16 protein-coding genes are annotated in these 15,009 nt (G+C 55.4%); 1 reads left to right on the top strand and 15 read right to left on the bottom strand.

Annotated features, from left to right (window positions below; translation table 11 throughout):
- Positions 1–395: 395 nt before the first annotated feature.
- A complete protein-coding gene (locus FE784_RS02010; RefSeq protein WP_246131864.1) occupies positions 396–791 on the top strand; it encodes an SRPBCC domain-containing protein in 396 nt (131 codons plus the stop codon).
- Between the two features lie 180 nt (positions 792–971).
- On the opposite strand, the gene odhB is transcribed toward FE784_RS02010, so the two are convergent.
- The 15 genes from odhB to FE784_RS02085 all read right to left on the bottom strand — a co-directional run bounded on the left by odhB (position 972) and on the right by FE784_RS02085 (position 15,004).
- On the bottom strand, positions 972–2,264 hold the full coding sequence (gene odhB, locus FE784_RS02015) for a 2-oxoglutarate dehydrogenase complex dihydrolipoyllysine-residue succinyltransferase (protein WP_139600449.1): 1,293 nt from the start codon (positions 2,262–2,264) through the stop codon (positions 972–974).
- On the bottom strand, positions 2,257–5,133 hold the full coding sequence (locus FE784_RS02020) for a 2-oxoglutarate dehydrogenase E1 component (RefSeq protein WP_425465524.1): 2,877 nt from the start codon (positions 5,131–5,133) through the stop codon (positions 2,257–2,259). The genes odhB and FE784_RS02020 overlap by 8 nt, the downstream gene beginning before the upstream one ends.
- A 252-nt stretch (positions 5,134–5,385) precedes the next feature.
- Complete coding sequence (locus FE784_RS02025) at positions 5,386–6,033, bottom strand: HD domain-containing protein (RefSeq protein WP_139600451.1); 648 nt, start codon at positions 6,031–6,033, stop codon at positions 5,386–5,388.
- Positions 6,023–6,871 (bottom strand): class I SAM-dependent DNA methyltransferase, encoded by an 849-nt coding sequence (locus FE784_RS02030; RefSeq protein WP_176705915.1) that lies wholly within the window; start codon positions 6,869–6,871, stop codon positions 6,023–6,025. The genes FE784_RS02025 and FE784_RS02030 overlap by 11 nt, the downstream gene beginning before the upstream one ends.
- Before the next feature lie 67 nt (positions 6,872–6,938).
- Positions 6,939–7,838 carry a CvfB family protein gene (locus FE784_RS02035; RefSeq protein WP_246131865.1) on the bottom strand — a complete coding sequence of 300 codons (900 nt, stop codon included), beginning with the start codon at positions 7,836–7,838 and terminating at the stop codon, positions 6,939–6,941.
- Entirely contained in the window at positions 7,835–8,182 is a 348-nt protein-coding gene (rsfS, locus tag FE784_RS02040; RefSeq protein ID WP_139600453.1) for a ribosome silencing factor, read from the bottom strand. Before rsfS ends, FE784_RS02035 begins: the two co-directional genes overlap by 4 nt.
- A gap of 115 nt (positions 8,183–8,297) precedes the next feature.
- Positions 8,298–8,882: a bis(5'-nucleosyl)-tetraphosphatase (symmetrical) YqeK gene (gene yqeK, locus FE784_RS02045; RefSeq protein ID WP_139600454.1), complete on the bottom strand. Its 585-nt coding sequence runs from the start codon at positions 8,880–8,882 to the stop codon at positions 8,298–8,300.
- Positions 8,872–9,459: a nicotinate-nucleotide adenylyltransferase gene (locus tag FE784_RS02050; protein WP_139600455.1), complete on the bottom strand. Its 588-nt coding sequence runs from the start codon at positions 9,457–9,459 to the stop codon at positions 8,872–8,874. The genes yqeK and FE784_RS02050 overlap by 11 nt, the downstream gene beginning before the upstream one ends.
- A 12-nt stretch (positions 9,460–9,471) precedes the next feature.
- Positions 9,472–9,762, bottom strand: coding sequence for a ribosome assembly RNA-binding protein YhbY (gene yhbY / locus FE784_RS02055; RefSeq protein ID WP_139600456.1), 291 nt, complete (start codon positions 9,760–9,762; stop codon positions 9,472–9,474).
- A gap of 39 nt (positions 9,763–9,801) precedes the next feature.
- Complete coding sequence (gene aroE, locus FE784_RS02060; RefSeq protein WP_139600457.1) at positions 9,802–10,653, bottom strand: shikimate dehydrogenase; 852 nt, start codon at positions 10,651–10,653, stop codon at positions 9,802–9,804.
- A gap of 48 nt (positions 10,654–10,701) precedes the next feature.
- Entirely contained in the window at positions 10,702–11,817 is a 1,116-nt protein-coding gene (gene yqeH / locus FE784_RS02065; RefSeq protein WP_139600458.1) for a ribosome biogenesis GTPase YqeH, read from the bottom strand.
- A 1-nt stretch (position 11,818) separates the two neighbouring features.
- Positions 11,819–12,340 carry a YqeG family HAD IIIA-type phosphatase gene (locus FE784_RS02070; protein WP_176705898.1) on the bottom strand — a complete coding sequence of 174 codons (522 nt, stop codon included), beginning with the start codon at positions 12,338–12,340 and terminating at the stop codon, positions 11,819–11,821.
- A 100-nt stretch (positions 12,341–12,440) separates the two neighbouring features.
- Positions 12,441–13,544, bottom strand: a complete 1,104-nt coding sequence (locus FE784_RS02075; RefSeq protein ID WP_139600459.1) for a GerAB/ArcD/ProY family transporter — start codon at positions 13,542–13,544, stop codon at positions 12,441–12,443.
- Between the two features lie 24 nt (positions 13,545–13,568).
- The gene (locus FE784_RS02080; RefSeq protein WP_139600460.1) at positions 13,569–13,799 is read right to left on the bottom strand and encodes a hypothetical protein; all 231 of its coding nucleotides are present in this window, start codon (positions 13,797–13,799) and stop codon (positions 13,569–13,571) included.
- A gap of 5 nt (positions 13,800–13,804) precedes the next feature.
- Positions 13,805–15,004 (bottom strand): Ger(x)C family spore germination protein, encoded by a 1,200-nt coding sequence (locus tag FE784_RS02085; protein ID WP_139600461.1) that lies wholly within the window; start codon positions 15,002–15,004, stop codon positions 13,805–13,807.
- Between the last annotated feature and the right edge of the window lie 5 nt (positions 15,005–15,009).

Genomic DNA, 15,009 nt, shown 5'->3' on the forward strand with positions numbered 1-15,009 from the left:
TAAATATTTTATCAATTCGAGCCATTTCACCAAAAATAGATGGTCACCTAGTCATTTTATCGCCTTCTTCTTACATCTCCTATCACGATACGACATAATTCCTCACACAAAGGTGCATACGCAACGATTTTCCGCAGCAATAGTCTATATGGATAAATACGGAAAGCACTCCAACTATGCCAATCCTTTGTATCATCGCTTGTTTGTCTTCAATCGGGTGGCAAATGCAAAAGCCGGGAAAAGGATAAACCATATAATTTGGAGAATAAAAAGACATACACCATATGAATACCCCGTTTGGAGAGGATTCAACATCGCAATTCATCTGTTTCGACAATTTTTCTGCTACATTCAGACAACGGAATAAGAAATAGTAGCCAAAGGAGGCACGAAACGTGGGTAATGCGGAAATGAATAGTTTTATCGTCATCCATGCGGATATCGAAGACGTGTGGAGCGCGCTGACAGACGAGAACAAGCTAACGCAATGGTACGCACCCGGATCTCCTTGGGAAATTCCCGAGCTGAGCGCCGGACAGAAAATGTTGTTTACCTTGATGCCCAACCGCTACAACAACCTCGCCGAGAAGCTTCCCATGACCTTGACGATCGGGAAGATTGACCCGTATCGGGAGTTTTCGTTTTATGTGGATGCGCAGCAAACCTTCATCTCTTTCTCATTGGAGAGGCAACAGGACGGAATAAAAGTTATGGCCAACATGGGAGGGTATGACGAGTCATTGGCTAATCTGAAAGCTTTGACGGAGGGCAAGGAACTCCCTTATGCATAGGAAAGCGGATTGGGACGAGTATGGCGCCGCCGATCCTCTTCGGGGGGGCAACCCCGAGCTTCGCAGCCTGGGGCGAACTTCATTAAAAACCCAAAAGAGACTGTCCAGGAACGGATCGTTCCCGGAACAGTCTCTCTTCGATTATTCCATAAACCGGCATGTCCTGATCCGACTTGCCGCTTATCCTTCCAGCAGCAGCGATTCCGGATCTTCGAGCAGTTCTTTGACCGTGACAAGGAAACGTACGGCTTCGCTTCCGTCCACGATACGATGGTCGTACGATAGGGCGATGTACATCATCGGGCGGTTTTCCATCCGCTGCTCGTCGAGAGCGATCGGTCTCCACTGGATTTTGTGCATGCCCAGAATGCCGACCTGAGGCGTATTCAAAATCGGCGTCGACAGAAGCGATCCGAAAACGCCACCGTTCGTGATCGAGAAGGTTCCTCCCTGCAAATCGGACAATTGCAGCGTGTTGGAACGCGCTTTCCCGGCCAAGTCGGCGATCGTGCGCTCGATTTCGGCGAATCCGAGCCGGTCCGCATCCCTTACTACCGGTACGACCAGCCCTTCCTTCGCCGATACCGCGATGCCGATATCGTAATACTTTTTCGCCAAAATCCGGTCGCCGTCAATTTCCGCATTCAGCAGCGGGAATTTTTTCAACGCTCCGACAACCGCCTTCGTGAAGAAGGACATGAAGCCGAGTCCGACGTCGTTTTTCTCTTGGAACGACTGCTTGCGACGTTTGCGGATGTCGAGAATTTTCGTCATATCGACTTCATTGAAGGTGGTCAGCATGGCGGCCGTCCGTTGGGCTTCGACCAGTCGCGTGGCGATCGTCTGGCGGCGTCTGGACATGCGGATCGTCTCGATCGGCTTCGCCGGATCGTCAAGAACCGTTCCGCCCGACGAACGGGCCGGATTCGGCTCTGACTGTTCCTTGACGGCAGACGCTGCCGCTTGAGGTTCGGCGCTGCGCGGAGCGGATACCTCGTTGCGATGAATACGCCCGTTCGGGTCCACCGGAACGACGCTCTGCAGATCGATCCCACGCTCTCTCGCCAGCTTGCGCACCGACGGAGAAGCGGTATAGGCGGAACCGGACTCCGGTTCGGCTGCCGGTGCAGGTACGGATGCAGGTGCCGACGACGGAGGCGTGGCGGACGCCGTACGGACCAGCTCGGCATCATCCGCCAACTGGGTGCCCGCCGGTTGACCGCTTGCAGGAGCAACCGCTCCTTCTTGAATCGTACCTACGACTTCCCCTACTTGCACGACGTCCCCTTCGCTTTTGCGTATTTCCGCGACCACGCCGGAACGTTCCGCATTTACTTCCAAATTGACTTTATCCGTTTCGAGCTCCAATAACATATCTCCCTGATTGACCGTATCGCCGACCTTAACCAGCCATTTGGCAATCGCGCCTTCCGTTATCGACTCGCCCATCTCGGGTATTTTAATGTCAGACATGAACCGCTCCTCCTTGACGTTCCGTTTGGAAAAAGCTTCGATCCATCGCATTCGCGATCAATTGCCGCTGCTCGAAGCTGTGTACGTTCTGATAGCCGCTCGCCGTGCTGGACCGCTCGCGGCGGCCGACGTAACGGACGATGGCCCCTTCCGGCGCCAATTCGCGAATGCGCGGCTCCATGAAGCTCCAGGCTCCCATGTTGCGCGGTTCTTCCTGCATCCATACGATTTCCCGCAAATTCGGGAACCGACGGAGAACGGACCGGATTTCTTCCGCCGGGAACGGATACAGCTGCTCCGTCCGGACGATATGAAGCCAGCTCCAGTCCGCTCCCCCGTCCGCCTGGATCGCTTCTTCCAAATCGACGGCCACTTTGCCGCAGCACAATACGAGTCTTTCCACCCGAGCGGGCTGCGTGCCCAATCCCGGCTGTTCCAATATGGGCTGGAACTGTCCCGAGCTCAACTCCGTACCCGGAGATGCGACGCGCGGATTCCGGATCAGGCTTTTCGGTGCCATCACGATAAGCGGACGGGCTTCCTCGCTTTGCGTCAGCGCGGCTTGTCTGCGCAGCAGGTGGAAATATTGCGAAGCCCGGGTCAGATTGACGACCGTCCAGTTGTCTTCGCCCGCCAGCTGCAAATAACGTTCCAGACGGGCGCTGGAGTGCTCGGGACCTTGACCTTCATAGCCATGCGGCAACAGCAAGGTCAGGCTCGATTTTTGCCGCCATTTGCCGCGTCCTGCGGCAAGAAACTGATCGATGATAACTTGTCCCGCATTGGCAAAATCTCCATACTGCGCTTCCCATATGACGAACGTTTCCGGCGCGAACACATTGTAGCCGTATTCGAAGCCGAGCACGGACGCCTCCGACAATGGACTGTTATGGATCGCAAACGAAGCTTTCGCCTGGGGCAGCGCGTGCAGCGGGCAGAACGTGTCCCCCGTTGCGGAATCGTGCAGGACAAGGTTGCGGTGGGCGAAGGTCCCCCGCTGGGAATCTTGTCCGCTGACGCGAATCGGTTTCCCGTCGGCCAAAATCGTCGCGAACGCCAGTGTCTCGGCCAGCGCCCAATCGACCTTCTCGCCTTCGTCCAACGCTTTGGCACGGCGTTCCAATATGCGCTGCAGCTTCGGATACGTATGGAAGCTATCCGGCCGTTTCAAGAGTTCCACGTTGATGTCCTTCAGCTTTTCCAACGGCACTGCGGTAACCGGTGGCTGTGCAGCCTCTTCACGGACGACGGTGACGGCGCCGCGTTTGCCGTTCGCTTCTCTTTCGCCGCTGCGCAGCATTTCCTCGTAAGCTTCCTGAAGGGCGGCCAGAGAATCCCGCTTCAACGCTTCTACGCGTTCTTGGGTCAATACGCCTTCCGCCACGAGCTTGTTCGCATAAAGCGTCGCGACCGTCTTGTGGTTTTTGACAGCCTCGTATATGACCGGCTGGGTCGTCTCGGGGTCGTCCGATTCATTATGGCCGTAACGGCGGTATCCGATCAGATCGATCAAGAAATCTTTATTGAACCGCTCGCGGAACTCGCAAGCCATCCGAACCGCCGCTATGCAAGCTTCAGGATCGTCGGCGTTCACATGGACGATCGGAATTTCGAACCCTTTCGCCAAGTCGCTGGCATAATAAGTGGAGCGGGCATCATGGCTTTCAGTCGTGAACCCGATCCGGTTATTGACGATCACATGCACCGTTCCGCCGTTCCGGTAGCCCGGAAGCCTGTTGAAGTTCAACGTCTCCGGCACGATGCCTTCTCCGGCGAATGCGGCATCCCCGTGCATGATGACCGCAGCGGCCGCGCTCTCGTCCTGTACGGGGTTGCCCCGGGCGCCGCGTTCTTCCTGCGCCGCTCTTGTGAAGCCTTCGACGACCGGATTGACGAACTCCAGATGACTCGGATTATTCGCCAAAGTCAGGCGAATTTTCCGGCCTTCGCTCTCCTCCACGGACCGGTCCGCTCCCAAATGATATTTCACGTCTCCCGTCCAACCATAGTTGATGCCGATCGAGCCTTCGGACGGCACAAGATCCCGGTTCGGAGAATGGTGGAATTCCGCGAATATTTTACCGTAAGGTTTACCGAGAACGTGAGCGAGCACATTCAGACGTCCCCGGTGGGCCATACCCATCAGGACGTGTTTGCCCCCTTGCCGCGCAACCGTGCGAACCAGCTCGTCGAGCATCGGAATGAGCGCATCGTTGCCTTCCACGGAAAAGCGCTTCTGACCGACGAACGTGCGATGCAGAAACGTTTCGAATTGCTCGGTCTGGATAAGCCTGCCCAATAGCGCTTCCCGCTCCTGCGCGGTCAGCGCCTCGGCCACGGCCACGCCCTTCTCCACATTTTTGTTCAGCCAATCGCGTTCGCGCTCCTCATGAACATGGCTGAATTCGTAAGCGGTCGATTGCGTGTAAGTCCGGCGCAATCTCTCGATAGCGTCCCATCCCGTTGCGACGTCGTCCGGCGCATTCTCCCAAATAAGCGAAGCGGGGAGAGCCAGAAGATCCTCCTTGCCGAGTCCGAACGTTTCGGGATCGAGCAGCCGGGTATTCGCGGCAGAGCCCAAATGAAGCGGATCGATATCCGCGGCGAGATGTCCGTATGTGCGAATGTTCCATACCAATTTGCCGGCCGCCACCGCTTTATGCAACAACCGCGGGTCGACCGACTCGTTTACGTTCCGGCCCGGGGCCGAATTTTGCGCTTGCTCCGGCGCCAGCTCTGCGGAAGGGGGGGCCCCCCAGCGCTGAAACAATTCCCGGAAGGAAAGATCTACCGAATCGGGATTGATCAAGTATTGTTCGTACTGCTCCTGCACGTATCCGAGATTGGGGCCGTAGTACGTTCGCCACAGCTGATCCCTGTTGGCATTCCCGGTATTCATGGATGTAACCTCCTCATGCTCTCGCGTGGAGACTGTCGTCTTTCCGTCGAAGCGCATACTACTAGTAAGACCAGTATAAACGAAATGAATCATATTAAAAACAATCTATTTTCGATCAATTTGATCTAATTTTGATATGGATTAACAATAGGGAAACGGACGGCGCCTTTCCCGCGGCCCCTCCAAAGATTATACAGGTTCAAACCAATTGGTTCAATCCATTTAGACTTCCCCATTCCACTCCTTATGAAACTGCTCCAAGTAAATTTCCATAAACCTGTGCCGCTCTTCCGCAATGGCGCGCGCAGCTTCGGTATGGAGCAAGCCTTTCAGCTTCAGCAGCTTTTCATGAAAATGGTTGATCGCGGTCGTCCGGCCCAGCCGGTACTGTTCCTTGGTCATCTCCGTCCGGGGAGGCAGCGCCGGATCGTAAATCGGATGCCCTTTCCAGCCCGCATACACGAACGTTCGCGCGATCGCGATCGCGCCTATCGCATCGAGCCTGTCCGCATCCCGGACAACCATGCCTTCCAGCGTCCGCATGGGCGAAGCCGGGCCGGAACCGAAAGACATCGTCGAAATAATATCCAGAACATGGCTTTGTACGGACGGCTCGACCGACTCGGTTCGCAGCCATTGCCCTACTTTGGCCATACCCGCCTCTTTGGAGGGGTTCAGCTTCTCGTCGGCAACATCGTGCAGAAGAGCCGCGAGCTCGCACACGAACGGATCGGCGCGCTCCGAGGCGCACAGCTTTCTAGTCATCCGGACTACCCGTTCGATATGGGGCCAATCGTGTCCGGAAGCTTCCCCCCCATGAACCGATCTGGCGAATTCCCCCGCGTGCCGCAGAACGACATTACGCTCCATCGGCAACGGATCCTTCCGCTTGTTTGACGCAGACGAAAAAAGCGCGTTCCGTCTCGGGGGTCGGGGCTTTGCGCACGAAGTCCGCAAATTGCGACACTTGCGAGAAGCCGCTTTCTCTCAACAGCGCCTCGATTCGCCGGAGCGGATAGGCACGTTGCACGTGCGTTTCATCAATACGCAAATAACGGCGAGCATCCGGGGAGAAGGAAGGATCTCTGTCCGCAGATTCGTCCGAAGCGAACCACTCGGATTCCCGCACGAAAATGGCCAGATCATGCTCGATCTCGCATCGCTCCTCGTCGAGATCGCTCGTCCAAATATAGGAGATGTCGTCGTCGTTGAGCGTAAAAGGCTGCATCTCGGCATAAGACCGCAGTTGGCCTTCCGTATGCACGTCGAATATAAAGGTGCCTCCGGGCTTCAATCCGGCATACGTATGCCGGAACGTTTCCGCCAGATCGGCTTCCTCGGTCAAATAGTTGATGCAATCGCAGCAGGATATGACCGCATCGACCGGCTCCGGCAGCACCCATTCCCGCATGTCCTGCTGCAGCCATGTTACCGAGCCCCCCGGCGCGAACGGGAACGTCCGCTGCTGCTGCTCGGTTTTCTCTTGGGCTACCGCCAGCATGTCGTCCGACAAGTCTATGCCGAATACGCGAAGGCCGGACTGTGCGAGAGGAATGGATATGTTCCCGGTGCCGCAGCCGAGATCGACTAATGTTGCCGGTTTGCCGGTGCCGTCCCAGCATTGCCGGAGAAAGCTGATCCAGCGCGGATAAGGCATATCCTCCATCAGTCTGTCATAAATGTACGCAAATTGACCGTAACGCATCAGATCCCTCCGCTAAGCCCTAATCCATTCGACTTCGTCCCGCTCCAGTCACGAAACGGCAAAGGCGCGGCTACTCCAGCTTCTCTTTCAAATGCGTCCAGCTGCCTTGCTGCGTAATCAGCCCTTCCTTCATCAGCTTGCCCAGCGCCCGCTTGAACGCCGCCTTGCTGATGCCGAACTTCGATGCGATAACATCGGCCGGCGTCTCGTCGGAATAAGGCATCGCCCCGTTCGGACGATCCCGCAAAAAGGCGAGGATGCGGTCCGCATCCTCGACGCGGCCGACTTGCTTCGGCTGACGCGTCGATAAATTGACTCTGCCGTCTTCGCGGACGAAGACGACTCGGACGTTTACCCGTTCGCCAAGGCGCAGCGGTCGCGTACGTTCCTTCTCGTGCACCATCCCGATGGCGCCGAAGCCGAGCACCCCGCCTTCGCATACGACGAACGTCCCCATTTGGAGAGGCTTGTAGACGATTGCGTCCACCCAGCTGTTTTTCCAGGAATCCGGCGCACGGAACGCAAGCGCGGTCAATTCCTTCTCGCCGGCCAGTTTGGCCGTCATCCGGCCTTGTCTGTCATGGTTCAGCATGACGTATACCCGGTCCCCCGGCTTCGGGTGCAGCTCCTTCGATTCGGGGAGCTCCGAAGCCGGCAGCAGCAGCTGCCGCCCGAGCCCCATCTCGAGAAAACAGCCGAATCTCGGATGAATGTCGGCCACTTCGAGCAGTCCTATTTCGCCGAGCCGAATGTTCGGCTTCTTCATTGTCGCGGATAACCGATCCTCGGTATCGTGGAACAAAAACGCTTCCACCTCGTCCCCCGGCTTCACCGAACCGACAATCTCGCTATAATGCAGCAGCACATCGCGCGTACCGTTGGTCAAAAAAAAGCCGTTAGGCGGCACTTCCCGCGCCACCTGCAGCTTCGCCACCGTACCGGCCTCCAACCGATCCTCGGCCGACATCATACGAGCTCGACCACCTTAGCATCGGACCATAACCGCTCGATGTTATAATATTCCCGCTCGTCGCGATGGAACACGTGGACGACCACGTCGCCCAAATCGACGAGCACCCAGCGCGCCGTATCGAACCCTTCCAAGCCGCGCATCGGTACGCCCAACTCCTCGGCTTTTTTGCGCACTTCCTGCGCGATTGCCTGCACCTGCGTATCCGAGTTGCCGTGACAAATGACGAAATAGTCGGCTACCAGCGATATGCCCTTCAAATTCAGCACAACGAGGTTGTGCGCTTTTTTGTCCTCTACCGCTTTGACGACTTCGTTCATAATATGGTCCGGTGATGGATTCATCTGCATTCCCCCTCAATAATATAATTCCGAAAATTCATTCGTATAAAGTTAGATTACCCAAAATAACAGCTGTAAACATCCGTTAGATGCGGAACACAATCAGTGCTTCCGGTCTTCAGTCCTTCGGCCCTGTGCGGCCGCCTATTTCGTCGATCAGGGAATTCCGGGCGACGATCGTAAGGGGAAATACTTTCTTCCCTTTCTCCACGAGAAATTGCACCGTCGAATCGAAGCCGGCAACAAGCGCTCTCTCCAAGCTATGTTCGGCCATTTCCCGAATGACAGGCACGGTCGGAAAATCCCGGCCCGGCTCGATGTAATCGGCCAGACATACGATTTTATCCAGCAGCGTCATCCGTTCCCTGCCGGACGTATGATACCGGATGGCGTCCAACACCTCGCAGTCGGTTATGCCGTACCGCTTGCGGACCACTTCAGCGGCAAGAGGCCCGTGGAGCAGCTGGGGATCGTAGTTGAACAGATCCGGATCGAGCTCTTCCGCCGCATATTCGCGACGCTGCTCTTCAATCGGCCAATATTTGCAATAATCGTGAAGCAATGCCGCCAATTCCGCCTTATCCGGATCGCCTCCGAACCGTTTCGCAAGCTCGACTGCGGCCCCCATGACGCCTATCGTATGATCCCAGCGCTTCAAGGGCATCTGGCCGCGCGTCTCTTCCATCAACCGTTCACGATTCATACAGCCGGTTCTCCTCGATATAGAATAAAACCGGGTCCGGCACCAGATAACGGACCGATTTCCCGGACTTGCGCATATCCCGGATCATCGTGGAGGAAATGCCGACTTGAGGCATCGACGCGGATAAGACGCTGCCGCGGATCGATATTGGGAGCAGGCCCACTTCCGACGAGTAGCCCGGCCGGGCAAGCCCGATAAACTTGATCATGCCGACCAGCTCGCCGATGCGCACCCAATTCGGCAAATATTGCACCATATCCGCTCCGATAATGTAAAAAAAATCGATGCCGGGGTACTGCAGCTTAAGCTCGCGGACCGTATCCACGGTGTAGGACGTGCCTCCGCGGCGAATCTCCAGCGTCTCCGCGCGAAAATACCGGTTGTCCGCGATCGCCGCTTCGACCATCCGCAGCCGCTGCTCCGCCGACGCCTTGGGGGCGTTCGGCTTGTGCGGGGGCGTACTGGAAGGCATAAACCACACCTCGTCCAAACCGGCCTCTTCCCTCGCCCGCTCCGCCGCCAACAAATGCCCTTGGTGGATCGGATCGAACGTTCCTCCCATAATCCCGACCTTCATATCCGACACCCCTTACGGGAGCACGATTTGCTTATTGTCCTTGGATTGCTTGTACAGGACGATCGTTTTGCCGATTCGTTGCACAAGCTCCGATCCCGATTTGACTGCCAGCTCGCCGGCAATCTCGTCGCTGTCATCCGTGCAGTTGTTCAAGATGGACACCTTGATCAGCTCGCGCACTTCTATCGCTTCTTCGATATGCTTGACCAGATGATCGTTCACGCCGCCCTTGCCAACTTGAAAAATCGGATCGAGATGGTGTGCCAGAGACCGCAAATGCCTTTTTTGTTTACCCGTCAACATGTTGTTATCTTTCCCCTTCTTCGTCTTGCTCATATAGGTTTAAAAAGCTTCCAGAACCGCTTCCCGCATCGCCGCGACAGGCGCCTCGCGGCCGGTCCAATATTCGAAGGCGTACGCGCCTTGATAAATAAACATGCCGAGCCCGCCGTGCGTCTTGGCGCCTTTCGCTTCCGCTTCCCGCAGAAGGCGGGTCACGAGCGGATTGTACACCGTCTCGCTCACCGTCAAGCCTTCGTGAAACCAGGACGTATCGATCAGCACATCGTCTACGTTCGGATGCATGCCTACCGAAGTGTTATGGACGATCAAATCCACTTCATCGCGCACGTCTTGGATCGATTCGTAGCCCATACCGTCCGATTTCGTAAACGGACGGACCGCTTCCGCCAGCTCCAGCGCCTTGGATACCGTCCGGTTGGCGATGTATACGGCGGCCGCGCCTTCCTTCGCCAGCGCATAGGAGACGCCCCGAGCGGCTCCTCCCGCCCCGAGAATAAGCACTTTTTTCCCGGCGACGCCGAATCCGGCCTCTTCCTTCAACGAACGGACGTACCCGATTCCGTCCGTGTTATGGCCGATCAACCGGCCATCTTCGTTGACAATCGTATTGACCGCTCCGATCGCCTTCGCGCCCTCGTCGATCTCGTCCAAGTAGTCCATCACTTCCAGCTTGTGGGGAATCGTCACATTAACCCCGCGGAACTGCATCGCCCGTATGCCCGCGACCGCATCCTTCAGCTGTCCCGGCAAAATATGAAACGCCGCATAAGCCGCATTCAAGCCTAATACGCGAAACGCCCGATTATGCATGATCGGCGATTTGGAATGCTTGATCGGGTCGCCGAATACGCCGTGCATGACCGTACCGGTATCCATTTGCCATTGTACCATGATCCGTTCCTTCTCCCCGCTCCCATATTGCCGATGACGATATGTCCTTTAGATCAATGAGTCGCGCACCGCTACCTTTACGCCTTTCGGGGCGTGAACGACGATTTGGGCTCCCGCATCGCTGTTGATGGCGATCCAGCCAAGCCCGGAGATGAGCACTTCGCTCGAGCTTCCTTTCGGAATGCGGAATGCATGCTTCGTAAGAGGAGGAATCGCATCCAGCCCTTCCTTGGCCGGAGGAGACAGCATCTCACCCTTGTGCTCGGCGTACAGCTCCTCCGCCCGTTCCAGCTTCGTCCGGTGGATCGGCAGCGCATTGGACATATAGCATGTAAACGATTGTCTTGCCCCTTGCGTGAAATCGAAACGGGCATATCCTCCGAAGAAAAGGGTCTGCTTCTCGTTAAGCTGGAAAACGGCCGGCTTGATCGGCTTATCCGGCAGCAGCTTCTGCAAATCGCGCTTGTCTGCCAATTCCGTCAAACGATGCGCATATACGATTCCCGGCGTATCGATAATATGCCGTCCGTCGTCCAAAGGAATCTGCACGAGATCAAGCGTCGTTCCGGGATACGGCGATGTCGTCAGTTCCGCCTCCAAATCGCTGTAATCTCCGATAAGCCGGTTAATAAGCGTGGACTTGCCGACGTTTGTCGCACCGACCACGTATACGTCCTTCGTTCCGCGGTGCCCCGCGATCGCCTCGACCACGCGGTCGAACCCGATATTTTTTTTGGCGCTGCAAAGGACGATCTCGGCCGTTTTCAGACCGTGCTCCTTTACCTGCTTCTGGACCCAATTCAATATCCGGTTCACATTGATCGCCTTGGGCAGCAGATCGATTTTGTTTACGACCAGCACGACCGGATTATGTCCGACGAACCGGTGAAGTCCGTTGATCAAGCTTCCCTCGAAATCGAACAGGTCGACGATATGGACGACGAGCGATTCCGTCCGGCCGATCCCGCTCAATATTTTCAGAAAATCGTCCTGATTGGGCGTCACGCTCGATATTTCATTGTAGTGCTTGATCCGGAAGCAGCGCTGGCATAGTGCCGGCTCCTTCTTCAGTGCCGCAGCGGGCGCATATCCGAGTCTATCCGGCGATTCCGTCTGGATCGGAACACCGCACCCGGAACAACGCAAATCGTCAGCCGTTGCCATGTTACGAGTCCTCCCATCCCATAAAGCCTTTGCGTTTCATCCAAGATAACGCCGCTTTTTCGATACGCCGGTTTATTTTTGTAAAAAAGCCTTCGTCACGCAGCTCGATCGGCAGTACGAGAATCGTATACAGGCCGAGCCGGTTGCCGCCCAAGACGTCCGTAAGCATCTGGTCGCCGATGACGACGGTTTGCTGCGGAGCAAGCGACATCATTCCCATCGCTTTGCGGAACGCCGAGTTTCCGGGCTTCTTCGCGCGGAATATGTAAGGTATCGAGAGCGGTTCGGAAAATCGGGACACGCGAAGCTTGTTATTGTTCGAAACGATAACCACTTTGAAGCCGATCGTCTGCAGCTGCTTGAGCCAGACGAGCAGCTCCGGGGTCGCCTGCGGATGCTTCGCCCCGACCAGCGTGTTGTCCAGATCGGTAATAATGCCCCGAATCCCGGCGTCCCATAATGCCTGAACGTCGATTTCATAAATCGAACGGACGTTTTTTTGCGGAATCAATTTTTTCAGCAAACGTCACTCAAGCTCCTTTGCATCCTTATATACGACAAACTATACCATAGATGTCCATACCCTGCAAAAGGGAAAGCGTGATGCGTCCGGGTGCGGCGAATCATGCGGAAGCACGTCCTTTCCCGCGCAGCTTGGCTACTAAGAGCAGCACGACGGGAATCAGAAAACCGAACGTAGCGATATACGTCGGCCATATTTTCGAATCCCACCAATCGCGATATGCGGTATCGGGGTACATAATGAGGGACAAAACGACCATCGTCGCCCCCAGCGGCAATACGAGCAACCGCTCGTTCCCGATCCGGAGAAGCTGGGCGATCCCCCTCAAGCCGGCGTACGAATATAAGATCATCTTGAAATACAGCGAAATAATCCATAGAGTGGCCATAAATACTTCCATGCGCGACAATATATTGCCGACATTGATTTTCTTGGCCAGCGCATAGCTGGGATAAGCTTGCTGGACCGTGTTCTCGACTCCGAGAACGGAAATGCATACCATGGTAATGACCAGCAGGAAAGCTCCGCCGATGACGGAGCCCAGAAAGAAAGCTTTTTCGGCCTTGGGAGTATCCCCGACTACAGACGGATGGAGCATTAGAATAAAAACGAGCGGCATGCCGGAAAAGCCGACATAATCGACTACAGCACGCAAAAACGGCTTCGCTCCGATCGCGAATGCAGGCTGCAAATGCTCCGGCTTTATTTCGGGAGAGGCCAGTAGGGCCAGCGCGACGAACAGGGCGGCGAATATGGGGAACAGCACCTCGGCGGCACGGGCCAGCGTTCCCAAACCGAGCTTGAGCCCCATGACGACTACGAGCATAAACAATGCGTTGAGGACCGGCATCGGCGTCTGCGTCATAATTTGGGTTGCCATAAATTCTCCCATGTAAAACAGGAGCGAAGGAGCGCCCAAAAAGAGCGTGGTTGCGATATAAAGCAAGGAGACAATTGAACCAAGCCACTTCCCCAGCCATTTGCGGTTCATTTCAACCAGCGTGCAGCCGGGAGCTTGTCTTGCCAATCGAACATACAACCAGACGAGTCCCAATGTAACCGCCATGCCGGCCAAGATGGCCATCCAGCTGTCCTGCTTCGCGGAGGAGGCCGAGCTGAGCGGGATGAACAAAATGGAGCTTCCGATCGTAAACAATGCGACGAGCTGCATAAATTGGCGAACGTTAACTACGTCGTTATTCATCGTTCGTTTTTCCCTTCCCGCGCTTCAGCTCAGCCACCGGAAAACCGCATCGCTGAAAGGCTTGTATACGAAAGCGATCCAGTCCAGCGGATTCGGTATCGGTATCCGGACGCTCTTTGCTATTCCGAGTCCGAGAGCAAGCGCCAGCGTGATGGAAAATGCCCAAATTTCCTTCTTGCTCCGCTTTCGCAGCAGCGGAAGCTCGATCAAAATAATCCCGGCTCCCGCCGCCATAATCCCGATAACACCCAGCATGTCGGCTATCTCTCCATTTTGTTCAGGAATGAGTTGCTCTGCGTCCCCGTGCGCTTAATTTTGACTTCGACACGGACTTGTACCGGCAGTTCGGGAAATATCGTATTCCAGCTGCTTTGCAGCTTTTCCCACGCTTTTGGCTCGTCGCGGTGAATCGCCTCGCCAAAGCCGAATATGTCAGCGCCAAATTCCTTTTGTGTATTTTGTATGGTCTTCGCAATAAACCCTTTGATTTTCTCCTCGGACTGCCGCTCGAGCAAGTCCAACATCTCTACTTTGTTTAAATCGATCGTGCATGCGACCTCTCCGATATTCTGCTCGACGCGAACAGTCAGATGGATTGCCGGCTTGCCGTTATTTACAATGCCCTTCATTTCCGTTTTGGAACGGATGACTTCGAAATTCAACATCCCGCCGTCCGGACAAGGGATTGTGCCGATCGTGCTTTGTATTTTATCGACAATGTAATTGTAGGCCTTGCTCTCTTCTTCGTTAAGCCACCCGACCAGCTTGTCTTCCCGAAAAACGCCGATATTGGAATATTTGATGGAGGCATTCGTCTCTGCCGTTTTCAGATTGTCGACAGAGCTGCCCGATTGGACGTCGCCCAATATCCGAATTCCCGTCAGCGTCGGCTCCTTGCCCTTGCTCATTAAATCGGACAGCAGATCGTCGAGAAATACGCTTGTGGTCGGCGCCCATACCCTCTCCGAGGTTTGCAGCATTTTAAACATATTGTTGGCCGGAACTTTCTCGATCGGCTGCAGAATGCCCATCACCTGCTTCGCCTTCGCTTCCCTGGCTATGACCACGTAAAAATCGGTTCGCAGCTCATGATCCCTGGCAAAAAAATCGAGAAGGTTTTTAATCCCTTCCCGGGCCACTTCTTCGCTGATCACAAGGATGCGCAGGTGGGACATATAGATTTTACGGGGTGCGCTTGTGGTCATTCGACGAAAGCATTCGAAGATGGTGCGTCCCGTCTCTTCGTATATCGTAATCGGCGAATTGTTGGCTCCGCCTTTTTTGGCGGCGATTTCTTGCGGATTTACGATTTGTACGGACAGCCGGTACTGGTCTCCCTGTTTATCGATTCCGATTCCCAGGGCAATAGCGAGATCGTTCAGCTCCCTTCGGTTCCAGCATCCGCTGAGCATCAGCAGCATACTTATACAAGCGACGAATACGACCGTCTTTCGCTTCATGTCCA

The sequence above is a fragment of the Paenibacillus hemerocallicola genome (genome assembly GCF_006265175.1).
Classification (GTDB): domain Bacteria; phylum Bacillota; class Bacilli; order Paenibacillales; family NBRC-103111; genus Paenibacillus_AB; species Paenibacillus_AB hemerocallicola.